Origin of the sequence: Pararhizobium sp. LjRoot238 (assembly GCF_964252955.1) — a bacterium.
In the GTDB taxonomy this organism is placed as follows: Bacteria; Pseudomonadota; Alphaproteobacteria; order Rhizobiales; family Rhizobiaceae; genus Pararhizobium.
The window spans coordinates 3,041,567-3,059,222 of sequence record NZ_CAXUPP020000001.1 but is presented as its reverse complement, the minus strand read 5'-3'; the positions used below and the strand labels follow the sequence as shown (position 1 = coordinate 3,059,222).

Annotated in this window: 18 protein-coding genes and 1 pseudogene; 13 read left to right on the top strand and 6 right to left on the bottom strand. The window is 59.8% G+C overall.

Annotation, left to right across the window (positions count from 1 at the left end; genetic code table 11):
• Positions 1-11 precede the first annotated feature (11 nt).
• The 6 genes and pseudogenes from ACSQ3F_RS14840 (at position 12) to ACSQ3F_RS14815 (ending at position 5,619) form a co-directional block, all read left to right on the top strand.
• Positions 12-1,052 (top strand): LacI family DNA-binding transcriptional regulator, encoded by a 1,041-nt coding sequence (locus ACSQ3F_RS14840; RefSeq protein ID WP_436088372.1) that lies wholly within the window; start codon positions 12-14, stop codon positions 1,050-1,052.
• A gap of 171 nt (positions 1,053-1,223) precedes the next feature.
• Positions 1,224-1,445: pseudogene (locus tag ACSQ3F_RS14835) on the top strand (LexA family protein); the annotation flags it as partial.
• A gap of 83 nt (positions 1,446-1,528) precedes the next feature.
• Entirely contained in the window at positions 1,529-1,732 is a 204-nt protein-coding gene (locus ACSQ3F_RS14830) for a hypothetical protein (protein ID WP_436100919.1), read from the top strand.
• A complete protein-coding gene (locus ACSQ3F_RS14825) occupies positions 1,725-2,030 on the top strand; it encodes a hypothetical protein (RefSeq protein ID WP_436102214.1) in 306 nt (101 codons plus the stop codon). Before ACSQ3F_RS14830 ends, ACSQ3F_RS14825 begins: the two co-directional genes overlap by 8 nt.
• Before the next feature lie 260 nt (positions 2,031-2,290).
• Positions 2,291-3,043: a protein-L-isoaspartate(D-aspartate) O-methyltransferase gene (locus ACSQ3F_RS14820; RefSeq protein ID WP_436100918.1), complete on the top strand. Its 753-nt coding sequence runs from the start codon at positions 2,291-2,293 to the stop codon at positions 3,041-3,043.
• Positions 3,040-5,619 carry an SAM-dependent methyltransferase gene (locus tag ACSQ3F_RS14815; RefSeq protein ID WP_436100917.1) on the top strand — a complete coding sequence of 860 codons (2,580 nt, stop codon included), beginning with the start codon at positions 3,040-3,042 and terminating at the stop codon, positions 5,617-5,619. Before ACSQ3F_RS14820 ends, ACSQ3F_RS14815 begins: the two co-directional genes overlap by 4 nt.
• 75 nt (positions 5,620-5,694) lie before the next feature.
• Here ACSQ3F_RS14815 and ACSQ3F_RS14810 read toward each other — a convergent pair whose 3' ends face one another.
• From ACSQ3F_RS14810 to dapA, 6 genes are all read right to left on the bottom strand, one after another.
• Entirely contained in the window at positions 5,695-7,230 is a 1,536-nt protein-coding gene (locus tag ACSQ3F_RS14810) for an AMP-binding protein (protein ID WP_436100916.1), read from the bottom strand.
• A 70-nt stretch (positions 7,231-7,300) separates the two neighbouring features.
• Positions 7,301-7,714: a DUF3830 family protein gene (locus ACSQ3F_RS14805; protein WP_436100915.1), complete on the bottom strand. Its 414-nt coding sequence runs from the start codon at positions 7,712-7,714 to the stop codon at positions 7,301-7,303.
• A 53-nt stretch (positions 7,715-7,767) separates the two neighbouring features.
• On the bottom strand, positions 7,768-9,048 hold the full coding sequence (locus tag ACSQ3F_RS14800; protein ID WP_436100914.1) for a TRAP transporter large permease: 1,281 nt from the start codon (positions 9,046-9,048) through the stop codon (positions 7,768-7,770).
• Between the two features lie 4 nt (positions 9,049-9,052).
• On the bottom strand, positions 9,053-9,553 hold the full coding sequence (locus ACSQ3F_RS14795; RefSeq protein WP_436100913.1) for a TRAP transporter small permease: 501 nt from the start codon (positions 9,551-9,553) through the stop codon (positions 9,053-9,055).
• Between the two features lie 86 nt (positions 9,554-9,639).
• Positions 9,640-10,614 carry a TRAP transporter substrate-binding protein gene (locus tag ACSQ3F_RS14790; RefSeq protein WP_436100912.1) on the bottom strand — a complete coding sequence of 325 codons (975 nt, stop codon included), beginning with the start codon at positions 10,612-10,614 and terminating at the stop codon, positions 9,640-9,642.
• A 54-nt stretch (positions 10,615-10,668) separates the two neighbouring features.
• A complete protein-coding gene (gene dapA, locus ACSQ3F_RS14785) occupies positions 10,669-11,562 on the bottom strand; it encodes a 4-hydroxy-tetrahydrodipicolinate synthase (protein ID WP_436100911.1) in 894 nt (297 codons plus the stop codon).
• A 173-nt stretch (positions 11,563-11,735) separates the two neighbouring features.
• Between dapA and ACSQ3F_RS14780 the strand changes: the two genes are divergently transcribed.
• The 7 genes from ACSQ3F_RS14780 (at position 11,736) to ACSQ3F_RS14750 (ending at position 17,562) form a co-directional block, all read left to right on the top strand.
• Complete coding sequence (locus tag ACSQ3F_RS14780) at positions 11,736-12,104, top strand: tautomerase family protein (RefSeq protein WP_436100910.1); 369 nt, start codon at positions 11,736-11,738, stop codon at positions 12,102-12,104.
• 50 nt (positions 12,105-12,154) lie between these two features.
• On the top strand, positions 12,155-13,297 hold the full coding sequence (locus ACSQ3F_RS14775) for an acyl-CoA dehydrogenase family protein (protein WP_436100909.1): 1,143 nt from the start codon (positions 12,155-12,157) through the stop codon (positions 13,295-13,297).
• A gap of 10 nt (positions 13,298-13,307) precedes the next feature.
• On the top strand, positions 13,308-14,882 hold the full coding sequence (locus tag ACSQ3F_RS14770) for an acyl CoA:acetate/3-ketoacid CoA transferase (RefSeq protein ID WP_436100908.1): 1,575 nt from the start codon (positions 13,308-13,310) through the stop codon (positions 14,880-14,882).
• Positions 14,879-15,820 carry a dihydrodipicolinate synthase family protein gene (locus ACSQ3F_RS14765; protein WP_436100907.1) on the top strand — a complete coding sequence of 314 codons (942 nt, stop codon included), beginning with the start codon at positions 14,879-14,881 and terminating at the stop codon, positions 15,818-15,820. The genes ACSQ3F_RS14770 and ACSQ3F_RS14765 overlap by 4 nt, the downstream gene beginning before the upstream one ends.
• Before the next feature lie 48 nt (positions 15,821-15,868).
• Entirely contained in the window at positions 15,869-16,345 is a 477-nt protein-coding gene (locus tag ACSQ3F_RS14760) for a MaoC family dehydratase (protein WP_436100906.1), read from the top strand.
• A gap of 153 nt (positions 16,346-16,498) precedes the next feature.
• The gene (locus ACSQ3F_RS14755) at positions 16,499-17,215 is read left to right on the top strand and encodes a GntR family transcriptional regulator (RefSeq protein WP_436100905.1); all 717 of its coding nucleotides are present in this window, start codon (positions 16,499-16,501) and stop codon (positions 17,213-17,215) included.
• A gap of 116 nt (positions 17,216-17,331) precedes the next feature.
• Complete coding sequence (locus ACSQ3F_RS14750) at positions 17,332-17,562, top strand: hypothetical protein (protein WP_436100904.1); 231 nt, start codon at positions 17,332-17,334, stop codon at positions 17,560-17,562.
• Positions 17,563-17,656: the final 94 nt, after the last annotated feature.

Below are 17,656 nucleotides of genomic sequence, written 5' to 3'. Positions count from 1 at the left end.
GATGTTGGAAGATGAACAGACCGACGATGAATGATCTGGCGAAGACTGCGAATGTGAGTCTTTCCACTCTCAACCGGCTCTTGCACGGAACAGGAACAGTGCGGGCGGAAACGATTGACCGAATTCTGGATGCCGCTGATGAAATCGGATTCTATGGGCTTGGCGCGTTACGCCAACGCAAGCGTGAGAACCTGCCGCATCGTCGGCTTGCCTTCCTAATGCAGCAGTCGCATCGGCCGCTGTACCAGTTGTGGGCGGAAGGGATCACGTCAGCGTCCATGCTCCGCAGCGATGCCGTCATCAAGCCCGAAGTCGTCTTCGAGGACGATCTTTCTCCCGAAGCAGTCTCCATGAATCTGCTGAAGATGGGTGAATCGGCCGACGCCATTGCGGTAATAACGGCTGATCATCCGCTGGTTAGTCAGGCAATAGACGAGTTGCGCGCCATGGGTATTCCTGTGGTTGCCTATGTTACCGACCTCTCGGCAGCCAGTCGGGCGGGCTTTGTAGGCACCGACAACTGGAAGAGGGGCCGAACCGCCGCTTGGTTCATTAGCCAGACGACCGAAGGTCCCGGCAACGTCGTTCCCCTCGTCGGAAGCAATCGCTATCAGTGCCAGGACATAGCGGATGCAAGCTTCCGGTCGTACATGCGTGAGCATGCGCCCGAAATTCATGTCAGCGAAACACTTCTTACCCACGAGGTTCCAGAAAACGCTTATGCTATCGTTCGCAGGTTGATAGACGAAGAACCGAACCTCAGAGGCATTTTTGTTAATGGCGGCGGCATTTCGGGGGTTTTGAGAGCCTTGCGCGAGCTGTTACCGGAGCAGCAACGCAAGATCCGGATCGTTTGTAGCGATATCGGGCCGGAAACGCGTAAAGGGCTGAGCGAGGGTTTGATCACCGCATCGCTGTGCCATCCCCTGGAAAGAATGCCCCGGGAACTCATCGACGTCATGTTGCGGCTGATCGAACGAAGAGATGCAGCGTCGATCGAACAGCGGATTGTTCCTTTTGACATCCTTACCCCCGAAAGCATGTGGACGTGAGCGTCGCTTGCTCGTTGGCTGAACGGAGATTTACTTGTCACGTCCCACCATTCGCGATCTAGCCAATGCGGCTGGGATATCGACGGCGACCGTCAACCGGGTGCTCGCTGGATCAGCTAGCGTGAAACTCACCAAAAGACGCCCCAGCCCCCAGCGCGGTTCACCGCCAAACAGGGCCAGTACCTCGCCTTCATCTGGGCCTATTCGCAGATCAATCGCCGCGCTCCGGCAGAGGCGGACTTCCAGCGCTACTTCAGGGTCACCGCACCCTCAGTCCACCAGATGCTCAACACCCTCGACCGGCTCGGCTTGATCGACAGGCAGCCCGGTGTCGCCCGAAGCATCCAGTTACTCGTCCCGCCACAGGAACTGCCCATTCTCGGCGTAATCTAACCCGTCATAATCACTGCGACGGCACACTATCCAACGATTCCTCGAAGGAAGAAATCACGCTACCGATCTTTCAGCGCATCACCGTGCCGGACGATGCAGATCTGGCTCGCCGCGGGCTCCGTTACATGCGTGACATGGGCATGTGGCCTCAAGGCCTCGCCATTCCCGCAGGGGCGCTCGAGATCACCATCGACCTGATGATCCGCGCCGGTCTGCTGGACGAAGGTCACCGGACATCGGCCGCTGGCGTCTTTGACCAGTCCTATCTCCAGAAGGCACTTGGGTGACGGTGTTACCTTGCCCGGGGCGACGCATCCCAACCAGATGCCGCTGATCGAACGGATCATCGCCCAAACCGAGCGGCTGGTCCCGGTCGGCGAGGCGGTGCCGGCCGGCGACAAGCTGGTTAGCTTGTTCGAGCCACATGCCGACATCATCGTCAAGGGTATCTGGCGTCCATTGAAGCCGGTGAACTCGACACGGAGCATAAACAAAAAAAGCTCCTCGACGCTTGTGCGGAGGAGCTTTCTGTTAGACGGCTTGCATGGGCAAATTTGCAAGTCTCATTTGGTTGCGGGGGCCTGAAGCCACAGAGGCTTGTAACTTGAACCACCGTTTAACACGATTTGACGGAAATCATTTCCGCTTTGCGGCCGCTCACGTTTGGCCGCAAGCATGACCGGATTGGGTGGTTTCTGACTTTTGATGTAGGCGCGACCACTTTCCGTCAGCGCCATCGCTTTGTTGTGAAGTCTCAAGCCGGAGACCCGCAGAGAGCCCAGCGAGGTTTCTTCAAAATTGCCGCCGCCGCCACTATACTCGGCGTTATAGCCGGGAGAGAGTTCATGCGTCCACTAACCCAGTGCCAAGCGTTACTGGCCGCGGTTCTCGCGAGCGCTGCCGCCGTGGTTTCGACATCCGCACCCGCTCAGGATCGCCTCGCCGAGCGTGCGGCGATGATCGAAACGATCAAATGGCACGCCCGCTCAGCGCCGTCAGCGGTCGAGGGACAAGGCATCGATCCGGCGGTGCTGACGACGATGGGGAAGGTGCCGCGCGACTTTTTCGTGCCCGAGCAGCAGCGCGGCGCGGCCTATCGAGATCGGCCACTGCCGATCGGATACGGTCAGACGATCTCGCAGCCCTTCATCGTCGCGCTGATGACCGACCTGATCAACGTCGGGCCTGGTGACGTTGTCCTCGAGATCGGCACTGGCTCGGGCTATCAGGCAGCCGTCTTGTCGCCGCTCGCGGCGAAGGTTTACTCGATTGAGATCATACCGGAATTGGGCAAGAGGGCGGCAGCCCGACTCGCGGAGCTCCGCTTCGACAATGTCGAGGTGAAGGTAGGCGACGGTTATTATGGTTGGCCTGCGCACGCGCCTTTCGACGGCATCGTGGTGACTGCCGCTGCCAGCCACATCCCGCCGCCGCTGGTCAAGCAGCTCGCCAAGGGGGGCCGGATGGTCGTCCCCGTGGGAGGTCCCTTCGCGACCCAGTTTCTCATGCTGGTCGAGAAGCGACGGGACGGAAGCATCATGACCCGGCAGCTGTTGCCGGTGAGCTTTGTGCCGCTGAGGGGAGGTAAGGCCCGATGAGAGCGGGCCTGCTGCCGGTCAGCCTCATATCGGCGGCGACCCTTGCCCACGAAGTGCTGCTGATGCGGCTCTTTTCGATCCTTCAGTGGCATCATTTTGCCTATATGATCATAAGCATCGCGCTCCTGGGATTCGGCGCGAGCGGTACTTTCCTTGCGTTCGCCCGCCGCCCCCTGGTGGACCGGTACCCGGCCGCTTTCGCAGCCTCGGCAGCGCTGTTCGGCATTACTGCGGTTGCCAGCTTCGCGGGTGCCGAACGCCTACCGTTCAACGCGCTCGAGATCGTCTGGAACCCGGGGCAGCTCGGTTGGCTGGCGGCCAGCTATGCTCTCCTGATCCTGCCGTTCTTTTTCGGAGCAACCTGTATCGGCCTTGCCTTCAGCCGCCATACTGGCCAGATCGGACGTGTCTATGCCTTCGACCTAGTCGGCGCAGGGATCGGTGCGTTGGGCATCGTCGGACTCTTGTTCCTGGTCTTTCCCTCTGCAGCGCTGCGCTTCGTCGCAGCGCTGGGATTCGTGGCGGCTGCCCTTGCCGCGACGGACATGGCTCGCCATCGGTGGCTCACCGCGGGTAGCCTCGGGCTTTCAGCCGCGGTCATCGCGGTGTGGCTACCACTGTCCTGGACGGCCCCCGGCCCGCACATGTCGCAGTACAAGGGCCTCCGCATGGCTCTCGAAGTGCCGAACGCGCGGGTGGTCGAGGAGCGATCGAGCCCGCTCGGACTGCTGACGGTCGTCGAGAGCCCAACCGTACCTTTCCGGTACGCGCCGGGCCTCAGCCTCGCCAACACCCAAGAGCCGCCCGCGCAACTCGCCGTCTTCACCGATGGCGACAGTCTTACGGCGATCACCGCCTATGGCGGCGATCCGGCGACGGTCGCTTATCTCGACCGGACAACGGCGGCGCTCCCGTACCGCATCCTTGAGCGGCCGCGAATACTAATCCTCGGTGCCGGCGGTGGCGAGCAGATGCTGCTGGCGCTGCGCGCCGGAGCCGATACCGTGGATGCTGTAGAGGTCAACCCGCAGATGATCGACCTAGCTCGGAATCGCTTCGCGGACTTCGGCGGCGGTATCTTCAGCCGGCCGAACGTGCATCTGCATCTGGCCGAGGCCCGCGCCTTCGCCGCGACTACCGGCGAGCGTTACGACCTGATCCAGATGCCGCTCCTTGACTCCTTCAGCGCGGCCGTGGCCGGCGTGCAGAGCATGCATGAGAACTACACCTACACCGTGGAGGCACTGAGGGCTTACCTGGCGGTGCTGAGACCGGATGGAGTCGTCGCCGTCACGCGATGGCTGCGGGTGCCGCCGCGCGACATCCTCAAGCTGTTCGCCACTGCTACCGCTGCGCTTGAAGCGGATGGCGTGGCCGAGTCGGGCCGGCACCTGGCGCTGATCCGGAGCTGGAACACTGCAACCCTGCTCGTTGCCAAGTCGCCGTTCACGGGCGAAGACGTCGCAGCCATCCGCGGCTTCGCGGCCGAGAATTTCTTTGACATCTCGTGGGCGCCGGGCATCTCCGCGAGCGACGTCAACCGCTACAACCAGCTCGACCAGGAATATCTCTACGAGGGAGCGCTCGCGCTCCTCGGCCCTGAGCGCGCCGACTTCACCGAGCGCTACAAGTTCGATATTGCACCGGCCACTGACAATCGGCCCTATTTCTTTGACTTTTTCCGCTGGCGCGCCCTGCCCGAACTCCTGATGCTGCGCACCCAAGGTGGGGCAGCGATGCTCGACTGGGGTTACCTGATCCTGGTGACGACGCTCGTCCAGGCCGCGATCCTCAGCGCCGTCCTGATCCTGCTGCCGCTCTGGCTTCGCCGGCGCGCACCAGGGAGAGCCGTACAGCGGCTGCGCTTCGGGCTCTATTTCCTTGCCTTGGGCCTGGCCTTCCTCTTCATCGAGATCGCCTTCATCCAGCGCTTCGTGCTGTTCCTCGGCCATCCGCTCTACGCTATCGCTGTCGTGCTTGCGGGTTTCCTTGCCTTCGCCGGTCTCGGTAGCGCGTTAGCCGCACGGTGGATGGCGGCCGTCGGACGCGGATCGGCAGTGCGAGGCATTGCCTTCGCCGTCGTGGTGATCGCATTCCTGGCTGCCACCTACCTGCTCGCGCTGCCCTTAATATTCGAACGGCTGCTGGCACTCCCGGATGCCGCGAAGATCGCGATCGCACTCCTCCTCATAGCGCCGCTCGCCGTCTTCATGGGCATGCCGTTCCCCCTCGGCCTCGGCCACGTCGGCGCACGCTCGGAGGCGTTTATTCCCTGGGCATGGGGGATAAATGGCTGTGCGTCGGTGCTGAGCGCGATCCTCGCCGCACTGCTTGCAATGCATGTCGGGTTCACTGGCGTCGTGACGATCGCCACCATCCTCTATCTTGTTGCCCCGGCCTTACTCGCCGGGTCGTGGGATCGATACGATCAGCAGACGTCGCAAGGCTTATCGGGATCGGAACCGTTATCGTTGCCGCCGCGAGACGCCGGTGATCACTATCATGCTCGTCATGCTGCACAGCCGCCTCGCCATCCACCTGACAGCCCGGCAGCCAGCGCGGGGGGATGCGCTTAGCCGGCGGGGCTCGGTCACGCTCGATCCAGTAGCCGGCCCCTGATCCTGACACAAAGCCGACGCCTTAGCGGAGCCTCAAGTCGCGCTTGCGGCAAAGTCTTCGCGTATGACCCGTCTTTTCACCTTGCCGAAGCCGTCACGCGGAAGCTTGTCGACGATCGTCATGCTCTTCGGAACCTCATAGGCGGACAGTTGCGCGCTGCAGTGAATTTTCACGTCCTCGAGGTCGATCGGCCGGTCGCGATCAAGCAATTCGATCACGGCATGCACGCGCTCCCCCCAGTCGCGGTCGCTCACCCCGACGACGACGGCGTCGAGCACGGACGGATGCGACAACAATGCCGCTTCGACCTTTTCCGGATGCACCTTTACACCGCCGGTATTGATGACGTCGTCCCTGCGACCGGCAAGATAGACGAACCCGTCGCCATCGATCCACGCCATGTCGCCGACACTGACGAACCCGTCCGGGTCGGCACGCACGGTAGTGGCCGGATCGAGATAGCGCGTCTTCCCCCGCTGAGACCATCGCCGCATGAAGAGTTCGCCGACATCCCCGGACTCGAGTCCTTCGCCGTTTGGACCCAATATGCGCATGTCGGTCTCAAACGGGCGGCCGACGGAACCGGGATGCGAGAGCCATTCCTGTCCCGTGATGATCGTCTGCCCGACATTTTCTCCGGACCCGTACATCTCATAGACCCTATCTGGCCCGAGGGTCTCGATCCACGCCCTTTTCAGCCAGGCAGGGCACAACGCCGCCGTGTGATAAAATGCCTCGAGCGTTTCGAGCGTAACAGCAGCATCCTTCAGAACATCTAGCATCCGTACCATCATGGTGGGCACCACCATGACAAATTGAACCGCGTGCTCGTCGATCGCGCGCAAGGCGCGCAGAGCGTCGAACCGCTCCATGACGACGAGATGTTGACCTTCGAAAAGTCCGAGATGTGCCCAGGTCAGGGGTGCGTTGTGGGACATCACGCCACAGACCAGCTGGACCTGGTTCGGTTGAAAGCCGAGGCTTTTCGCAACATTTCCCCAAGCCTCCCCCGGCGTGCTCGTCCACGGCAGATCGTCCGCCATGAGTTTCGGCGTCCCGGTGGAGCCGCCGGACGACATGATCTTTCCAGGTTTTGAGACCCGGTCGACAACCGGTTCCGTGGAAGCAGCCCGCATGGTCGCCAGCAGATCCGATCGACTGAAAAGCCGGGTGTCGCCGGTTTTCAGCTTGTCCTCCACAATCGCAAGGACCGCATTCGCCTTGTCGAGCATTGCGGCGATCTGCAGTTGCGGCAGGCCTGGATCAAAGACCATGATCGTGCATCCGAGCCGCCAGCATGCCAGAACCCCGGCAATGTGGACGAGCCCGTTATAGAGAACGATGCCGACGACATGCCCCTCATGAACCCCGCGCTCCCGCAGCGTCTGAGCGATACGATCGACCATGACATTGAGTTCGGCCCACCTGACATGTTCGGTCGTGTCGCCGGCGCCGAGGATGGTGATGGCGACGTGATCGGCACGCTCAGCCGCGTGCTGGCGCAGCCTCGCGCCAAAACTCATCGTTCCGGATGCATCGGAAACGGTCTGGCGCAGCTCACTTGTCATCACTGTCATCCATTCTGGCAACGAGCCGGTTTGAAAACCTGTTTTCAATCAGCAATATGCGCTTTCCGGTTCAGATTTCGTCGAAGGAAATCGGATGGGCGCCCTTCCACAGGACCGAAGAACCGAGCTCAGGCAGCTTTTCGAGATTTGACGTCAGGGTGATGAAATGGTTGCCGGCAAGCTGCCCCATCTTGCTTGCGAAATGAACGCCGCCATAGGCAAGCAGGATTTCCGTTTCGCTGATGCCGCCGGGATAAAGGATGATCTGCCCGGGAGCCGGATGGCTCGTATGGTTTTCATACCCGACCCCGAAGTCGTGCTCGCCGAGCGGCACCCACACGCCTTCGCCGCTCCAGCGGACGTGGACGATCTGGCTGATGAACGGCAGCGCTTTGCGGAACGCGGCAACCGTCTTCGGCGCCTTTTCTTCCTCGAAACGGGCATTGAATTCAAAGGGTCCGGCCTTGACGATGAGTTTTGACATTTTTCGCTTTCTATTTTCCAGGAAGTTCGATTGATGCAGATCCGCGCCGGGCGTCAGGGCATCAGGCTTCCGGCGAGCCAGGTGACGAGTGGGGGGCAATAGGTCGTGACGAGAAGTGCCGCCGTCAAGGCAAGCATCGGCATGCCAATCTTCCTCGAGACCTGTCCGACGTTCCGGTCGGCGATGGTGGCGGCTACGAACAGGGTGCTGCCGTAAGGCGGCGTCAGCATCCCGACCGACAGGTTCATCACGACGACGACACCGAAATGAACCGGGTCGATGCCGAGCTGGTTGGCAATCGGCTGCAGAATCGGCATGACGATCAGCAATGCCGATATCCCCTCCATGAAGGTTCCGATCAGGAGGAGAATGACGTTCGCGGCAAGCAGGAACAGGATCTTGTTGTCTGCCACGGCGCCCAGATACTCGGCGAGAAGCTGCGGCACGTTCTGGCTGGTGATCAGCCAGGCGAACACATTCGCGGTCGAAATCACGATCATGACCGCGGCCGACATGGCCGACGCACGCAGCAAAAGCCCCGGCAACTGCGAGAATGAAAGTTCCCGATAGATATATTTGCCAACGAGAATGCTGGCGAACACGGCCATGCCGGCGGCTTCGGTCGGGGTCATGATGCCGCCGACGATGCCGCCGACCAGAAAGACCGCAATGCCCATCGCCGGAATGGCTGCGACGGCTGTCGTCACCACGCGCCGGGCGCTGAAAGGCACGCTGTCGCGATAGGCCTCGCCGCCCTTCTTGGCATGCAGATGGCAGGCAATCAGCAGTCCGACCGACATCAGCAAGCCCGGCAGGATGCCACCGAGGAACAGCGCGCCGACGGAAATATTGGAGATCGTGCCGATGACCACCATCATGATGCTCGGCGGAATGACAGGACCGATACAGCCGGCAGCGGCCAGCGTGGCAGTCGCGAAGTCGATATCGTAGCCACGCTTGCGCATTTCTGGCAGCGTCATCGACCCGACGGCAGCAGTATCGGCCGAACCGGAACCGGAAATCGCCGAAAACCCGGTGCAGGCGACAACCGAGACGAAGAGCAGGCTGCCCGTTACCCAGCCGACCAGTGCGGTGGCAAAATCAATGAAACGCCGGGCGATGCCGCCCCTCTCCATGATCAGTCCCGCCAGAACGAAAAACGGGATCGCCATGATGGTGAAGCTTTCGAGCCCGCTATAGATGCGCTGGGTGACGATCGCCATCGGAACACCGCTCGCAAGCAGCGATATCGCCGCGGATATTCCCAGGCAGAAAACGACAGGCGTTCCGATGAGCATCAGAACGCAGAAGGCAATTATAGCAAGGGTGATCATCGGTTTACTCCACCTGCTCTACGGTCTGTTCGGGCGCATGGCCTTCACGCCAGCGCGCCGCCGTGAAAAGCAGTATCTCCAAGGCGAAATAAGCGCATCCGACCGGGATGGCCGCGTAGACGAACGACATCGGAATCTGCAATGCGGGCGACAACTGGAAGGAACCAATCGCGATCAACGGCTGACTACCCATGGCGGTGATGACAAGAAACCAGAGACATGCTGCCGCCGAAAGAACGATCAGGGCGCGGTAAACCGGGCTGGACAGCCTCTGGGCAAACAGATCCATGCTGTTGTGCATATTTAGGCGCATGGCGACACCGCCGCCGAGCATCACCATCCAGACCTGGGCGAAGGTGGCGCTCTCGACGAGGGCGCCGATGGAAAACCCGAAGAAATAGCGGCCCATGACCTGCGCGAAGATCGCAATGCACATAAAGGCGTACAGGCAGACGATGATACCGTTCACAGATCCGCGCAGGGCGGAGATCACAAAAGAAAACATGCTGGCCTCACTTCCGAAAGCTGCCGGCATGCCGGCCGGTTGATTGCCGGCACGGCATGCTCGATCAGGACAAGGAGTTGCGAAAATTACTTCGTCGTGAGGATCGTTTCCAGCTGCTGCTTCTGTTCCGGCGTCGTCACGAATTCTTCGTAGACACCCTGGGACGCGGTACGAAACGGCGCCACATCGGGATAGGTGACCTTCACGCCTTTTGCGATTAGTTCATTGAGCAGCCTGCCATCCGCGTCGGCATAAGCCTTGCGTTCGACATTCGCGGATTCGGCCGCTGCCTGGAGGATCGCCTGCTGGATTTCCTCGGGGAAGGATTTCAGCCGGGTTTCCGACATCAACAGCTCGGCCACGAGCGCGGTCCAGGAGATCTGCGCATAATTGGGAGCGACCTCGAAGAATTTCTGGGCGTAGTAGTTGGAGTTGGCCGCTTCCGCGCCATCGACGACACCGGACTGGATCGCGCCGTAGAGTTCACCATAGGCCATCGGCGTCGGATTGGCGCCGAACGCCTTGAAGGCGGAGATATGGGCGGGGACCTGCATGGTGCGGATCTTGAGATTCGCAAGATCGCCGATCGATTCCACCGGGGTCTTCGTCAAAAGATGGCGGATACCGGCCTCATAGAAGGCCAGCAGGTGGAAACCGGGGCCGGTCACGTCGGCCTTGAGCTGATCGCCGACGGGACCATCCATGACTTTGTAGAGATGCTCGCGGTCACGGAAAAGGAACGGCAGATCGAAAATGCCGACCGACGGCACGAAGTTGCCGAGCACGCCGTTGGCGGTGACGGCGAAATCGACGGTTCCAAGAAGCAGGCCTTCAAGGACCTCTTTTTCGTTGCCGAGCTGGTTGTTGGGATAGATCGTCACCTCGACGCGGCCGCCGCTCAACTCCCTGACGCGGTCGGCGAAGGTCTGGAGCCCGGTCTGGTAAGGTTCAGTGTTCGCCGCGGAATGGCTGGCTTTCAGGTTGAACTCGGCCGCCGCAACCGGCATCGACCACGCACCCATCGCCAGAAGCGACATGGCAATTCTTGCAAATTTTCTCATTTCGTTATTCCCCTTTGTTGATTGGCATGCGTTGGACTATGCTGGGCATAACGGTCAGGCGGATGCACGATCCACTAGGCCGAGATCATAAAGCGTCTGGCGCAGCGGTGCCATTTTTGCTTGCGGCAGCGGCAAACGCGGCGGACGCGGTGCACCGGTCGGGCGTCCGATCATCTCAAGCGCCGCCTTGGTTGCCGACACATAAAGATCGCCGCTCAGCGCCTGCAGCAGCGGCAGGATACGGTGATAGACCTGCCGGCCAGCCTCAGTGTCGCGCTGGTCCACGGTCACCTTGAAAAGCTCGGTCGAAAGGGCCGGCGCGATGTTGGAAAACACGGAGACGTAGCCCTGCGCTCCGACAAGATAGCTTTCCCAAGGCAGATACCCGGCAAAGACAGTCATGCGGTCGCCGCACAGGCGTAGGATCTCGGTCGTCCTCGACACGCTGCCGCTCGATTCCTTTATGTAGGAAATGTTGTCTATCTCGGACAGGCGCGCGACGAATGCGGCCTGAAGGTCGACATTTGCCGTGTTGGGATTGTTGTAGACCATTACCGGAATGGAGATCGCCTCGCCGATGCGGCGGTAGTGCTCGAACAGTTCGTCTTCCGTCGGCGATGAATAATAAGGCGGTATGACCATGACGCCGTCAGCACCCAGGGCTTCGGCCTCGCGGCTCAAGGAAACGGCTTCATCGGTCCATTCCGCTCCGGTACCGATTAGAACGGGAACCCGACCCTTTGCCTGGTCGACCACGATCGACGCCACCTGCTGGCGTTCATGCCGCGTCAGCGACAGGAACTCTCCGGTACTGCCAAGCGGGATCAGGCCCTGAACACCCTCTACGATCTGCCACTCGACGAAATCGCGCAGGCGCGCCTCATCGACGCGCTGGGCCTCATCGAACGGCGTCACCATCACCGTGTAGCTACCCCGGAACAAGGACATGGATATTTCCCTTCCAATCGCAGCGGCGACAACTGGTCGTCGCTGCCAATATTGATCTAAAACATGCATTGAATGTTGACATTTGATCATATCGACTGTCAACTACCAATCAGCCTAAAATGCAAGAAAAACATGCAAACCACGATTTGCCCATATTTTCAGCAGGAGAAATCATGCCTTTTCTGGAAATTTTCGATTTCGATGCAACGCCCGAAGTTCGGAAAACCGCGACAAAATTGATGACAAAATCCCTCTGCGACGCTTACAGCATCGCACCGGAAATTGTCTCAGCCTACTTTTTCACGATAAACGAAGCCAGCTATTCGCACGCTGGAGAATTTGGCTATGATGCTGAAATAAAACGTATTTTTGTCAAAGTACACGCATTCAGACGCTCTGTTGCGTTGCGTCGGACAGCGGCCGGCTCACTGACGGATGCATTCGTCGAGGCCTATGGCGTCCCTGCGAAGTCCGTTGTGATTTACTTCTTCGATCGGGAACCGGACGAAGTCTCCCATGCCGGCGAGCTGGCCGATACGTAGTACAACATTTGATCAAATATTCACCACAAGAAATAGCAAAGAGGCAGGCAATGGATCATTTCTATACTGAAGAGCAGGTAATGTTGCGCGACAGCGTCCGGCGCTTTGCGGGCGACGTCATCATGCCTGAAGCGAGTGCGATCGACCGCAACGACGAGTTTCCACGGGCGCTCTACAAGGGGCTGGCGGATCTGGGCCTGTTCGGCGTCTCGCTCGCGGAAGTGGCTGGCGGCAGCGGCCTCGATACCGTCACCGCATGCATCGTCATGGAAGAGATCGCGCGCGGATCCGGCGCTCTCGGCAATGCCTACGCCATTCCCGTCGAGGCCGCGCATTTTCTCCACCAGCATGGAAACGACTTCCACAAGAGCTTGATACCCGGCATTCTGAGCGGTGACGTCATTCCGGCGACGGCGGCGACGGAACCGGATTGCGGTTCCGACGTTGCGGCCATGCGCACACTCGCGCAGAGCGATGGGGACGACTACGTCATCACCGGCACCAAGGCATGGGTGACGTTCGGACGCATCGCCGATTTCATCATGGTCTTTGCGAAAACCGACAAGGATGCGGGCCACAAGGGCATCAGCTGCATCCTCGTCGAGACGGACCGAAAGGGTGTTTCGCTCGGCAAATCGGAAGAACTTCTCGGCATGCACGGGCTCGAGGATTGCCAGATCAGCTTCGACAATGTCCGGGTTCCGGTGAAAAACCGTATCGGACCGGAAAACGAAGCCTTCAAGATGGCGATGGGCAACTTCAACTTCTCGCGCCTGATGATGTCCTCGATGGCGCTCGGCATGGCGCAGGCCGCCATGGAAGATGCCATTGCCTATGCGAAAAGCCGCAAGCAGTTCGGATCGGAAATCATCAAATTCCAGGCCATCCAGTTCATGCTCGCCGATATGTCCAAGGATATCGCAGCGTCGAGACTGCTCATTCATCACGCCGCAAGATTGCAGGATGCGGGATATTCCATCGCCAAGGAAGCGGCCCACGCCAAGCTCTTCACCACCGACATGGCCATGCTGCATGCCTCCAATGCCCTGCAGATTCACGGCGGCAACGGCTATTCGAAGGAATACCGCATCGAACGTATTTTCCGCGATGTGCGGCTGTCGCAGATCTATGAGGGAACCAACCAGATCCAGCGGATGATCATCGCCCGCCAGCTCGAAAAAGAATTCGCGTGAGGATAGCGCCATGATCAGTTTCATCAGCCCGGACGAAGCCGCCGCACTGGTGCGCAATGGTGACATCCTAACCGTCGGCGGCAATGGCGGCACCGGCGTTCCCGAGGCGATCCTCGAAAGCCTGGAAAAGCGCTTCCTTTCGGAGGGGCAACCGAACGGGCTGACGCTCGTCCATGTTACCGGCATCGGCGCCGTCACCGAAAAGGGTCTGTGCCGGCTTGCCCATCCCGATCTTGTCAGCCGGGTCTTCGGAAGCAATTTCGGGCTCCAGCTTCCTTTCATGAAGCTGATCGTGGAAGGCCGGATGGAGGGCTACAATTTTCCACAAGGCGTCATGACCCAAATGTTTCGCGCCATGGCGGCCAAGCAGCCGGGCGTCATCACCCATGTCGGCCTTCACACCTATGTGGACCCGCGGCAGGACGGCGGGCGGATGAACGAGCGGACCGTCGAGCCGATGATCGAGCTGATCGAACTCGCCGGCAAGGAGTGGCTCTTCTACCGTGCGCCGACACCGAACATCGCCTTTCTGAGAGGAACGAGCGTTGACGAGGACGGCTATGTCTCGATGGAACACGAGGCAACCACGCGCGAAGATCTGTCGATAGCGCAGGCGGTTCACAATGCGGGCGGAACGGTTGTCTGCCAAGTGAAAAGACAGGTGAAACGCGGCTCGCTCAATCCGCAGATGGTGAAGATTCCGGGCTTCCTCATCGACCATTTTGTCCTGGCTCCGGAACAGATGCAGACCTATACGACGGTCTACGATCCGAGCCGCTGCGGCGAGACGCAGATTCCGATCTCGGCGCTGAAGCCCGACGCGCTGACGGAAAAGCGGGTGATCGCCCGGCGCGCATCCTTCGAGTTGCGCCGCGGCGACATCGTCAATCTCGGTGTCGGCGTTTCCGCCATGATCCCGAATGTGGCGGCCGAGGAAGGCATCGAAGATTTCATGACGCTCACTGTTGAAGCGGGCGTCATTGGTGGCGTTCCGGGTTACGCGCGGGAATTCGGAACGGCCTACAATCCGAGAGCGATCATCGACCAGCCCTATCAGTTCGATTTCTATGACGGAGGCGGGTTGACCTGTGCTTTCCTGTCATTCGCCGAAGTAGATTGCGAGGGCAATGTCAATGTCACGCGCTTCGGCGATCGCTACGACGGCGCCGGCGGCTTCATCGATATTACGCAGAATGCCAGGCGCCTGGTGTTCAGCGGCACGCTGACGGGCGGCGGGCTTGACATCGCCATAGAAAACGGTGCCCCGACCATTCGCCGCGAAGGTAAGTTCAGGAAATTCGTCCCCTCGGTCGGCCAGATCAGCTTCAACGGCCGCCTTGCGCGCGACCGGGGACAGGACGTGACGTTCGTATCGGAGCGGGCGGTCTTCAAACTCGACGGAGAAGGCCTGGTGCTGACCGAATTCGCGCCCGGCATGAGGTTGCAGGAAGACGTTCTCGATCAGCTCCGCTTCACTCCGACGATTTCGCCCGATCTCAAACTTATGGATCACCGCCTCTTCGTTGCCGGCCCCATGGGGCTCAGGAGCGATCTGGCCGGAACGCAAACCGGAGGAACGAAATGAACACTATCTCCCTTGAAGGCGTAACGGTCGCAACGGTGCTTTCCTTCGACGACAACCTCGCCATCGACTGGAAAAGCTACGACCGTCTTCTTGACTATTGCACGACGCCGCATGGCATCAATGCCGTCTTCGTAAACGGCCATGCGGGCGAAGGCGCCACGCTGACCCCTGCCGAACGCATCGAAGTCATCAAGCGCACCCGCGCCTTCATCGGCAAGGACGTGCCGCTACTGACCGGCGTCATCGCCTATTCGACCGCCGATGCGGTGATGCAGGCGCGCGAAGCGGAGGAACACGGCGCCGATGTGGCCGTTCTCTTTCCCATGCCGCAATTTTCGGCCGGCGCCTCCGGCGATCCGCGCTACGTCCTCGACTATGTCGATCAGATTCTTGCCGCCGTGAACATTCCGGTTTCGATCTTTCAGCAGTCGGTCGCATCAGGCAGCGGCTTCAGCACGCCGGTTCTTGTCGAATTGAGCAAGCGTGAGCGGGTGATCGCCATCAAGGAAGGCAGCGCAGACATAGCGATCTACGAGGACAATCTCAGGCAGATCAAATCGGCAGCACCGGACGTCGCCATTCTCGCCTCGAACTACCATTGGCTTTTTGCGCAGATGGCAACCGGTGCGGACGGCATTCTTTCCGGTATGGCCAGCATGGTCCCGCATCTGCTCTGCGACTTGTGGGCTGCCACCAAGGCTGTGGATCTGAAGGCGATGCGCTCCGTCAACGATCGGCTCTACCCCATGGTACGCACCATCTATGGCGCCCCGCCGCTGATCGATATGCACACGCGGATGAAGATCGGCCTCGAGCATCTCGGCATTATTTCGAGCGCGCGGCCTCGTCCGCCGCTTCTGCCGATACCGGTCGAGACGGCAAAGCGCATTACCGAAGCAGTCGATCTGGCCGGTCTCCGGGAATTTGTGCCGTGCTGACGGCGCGGCCGTCCACCTTAGAAACCTTTGAAAACTCCGGAGTTCTCCATGCAAGCCAAACCAAGAGAAGCATTCGTCGATCTCTATTATGAAGATGTGGTCATCGGCGATGAAATCACCAGCGACACCCATACTGTGACGAGGGAGGATATTCTGATTTTCGGGAAGGTCACCAGGGACCAGCACCCGCTCCATACCGACGAGGACTATTGCAGGCAGACCGCTTTCGGACGGCCCATTGCCCACGGCCTGTTCGGGCTTTCCCTCATCGAGGGGCTTAAAACCGAGCTGAAGCTCTATGAAAACACATCAGTCGCCTCGCTCGGCTGGGATAAGGTGAAATTCCGGGCAGCTATATTTCCGGGAGACACGCTGCGCGTCCGGGTCGTCTTCGACAGCAAGCGCGAAAGCAAAAACGGCCACGGCATCGTGATCGAGAAGACGGAACTGATTAATCAGGATAACCTCGTCGTTATCGAAGCCGAGCATGCTGCGATGGTTCAGAGGCGGCCTTCCGCATCCTGAACTCAGGCAAATGCCGCATCGCTTTTCGAGCCGTGGTCATGGCTTGACGGCTCGCGGCGATTTCGGACATGTGCTTGAAAGCAAGCAGATTATTGGGAATGCGGCAGAGCAGAAGCCCGCGCCGCCACGGTTAGGTATCCGGGAGAGAGATCCATGGCAATTCAGGCGCGTCGGGGGAAATTGAACGGAGGCCGCGAGCAGAACGCCGCCGAGGATCTGTCCTTGACCTCGGTTGAACAGGCAACGGGGATGATCCGGCAAGCAATCCTGTCCGGGCAGTATGGCCCCGGCGAAAGGCTCAAGGTCGCGGAACTTTCTAACCAGTTCGGCTTCAGCCCCATGCCTCTGCGCGAAGCGCTGAGGAAACTCGAAGGCGAAGGGTTGATTGAGATCGAACCCAATCGCGGAGCCACCGTCAGGCAACTGGATCGGCATTTCGTCGAAGACCTGTTCGAGATCAACGCGGAACTGCGCGTTTTTGCTCTCAAGCGGGGCATCAGGATGATGACGCTCGAAAAAATAGACGCGCTCGAGGCGATTGCTACCGCCTTCGAGGAAGCGATCGAACGCGAGGATTTTGAAACAGGGCTGGCGCTCAATCGCGAATTTCATGCGAAAATCGTCGAAATCGGCGGCAACTTCGAAGCGCTTCGCATGTTTCTGCGCGGCTGGGAGCTTATCGGCGCGTTTCGCCGCCGCTTCGGCTATGGCGAGGGAAGACAGCGGGGACTGGCTCGGGAAAAACGCATGTTGATCGACGCCATACGGCGCCAGGATTTGCAACTCGCCGAAGCGATCATTCGGATGCAGCATGCCGCAGCAACGGAAGATATGCTCAATCGCTTTCACGAGAATGAAAGCATCGAGTGACGACGAAGGACTGGCCGCAACAGTGGCCGGCGTTCCGCGCCTTCATCGCGCAGCAGGCACTGGACCATGAGGGCAGAAACGACCAACCTTTTGGAGATCCGGCGTGAAAATGCAAATTGGTATCGCGCCTCAAGCTCCTGAAGGACCACGATTATCTTGCACGGCTCGAAGCCGGCGAGCTTGACACGGAGCAGAAGCAAAAAAAGCTCCTCGACGCCTACGCGGAGGAGCTTTCTGTTAAACGACTTGCTTGGCAGAATTTGCAAGCCTCGTTGGTTGCGGGGGCACGCAACCAACGATTCCTGCGATTGGCAGAGGTCGCCATACCGAGGTTGGCGGCAGCCTGAGGTCCTGAATACGTGCCTTAGTCTCGTCTGAGATTGCGGACCCAGTAACCTTAAGTCTCTTTGTCCTCGTCAACTCAAAATCCGGCTTCGCGTC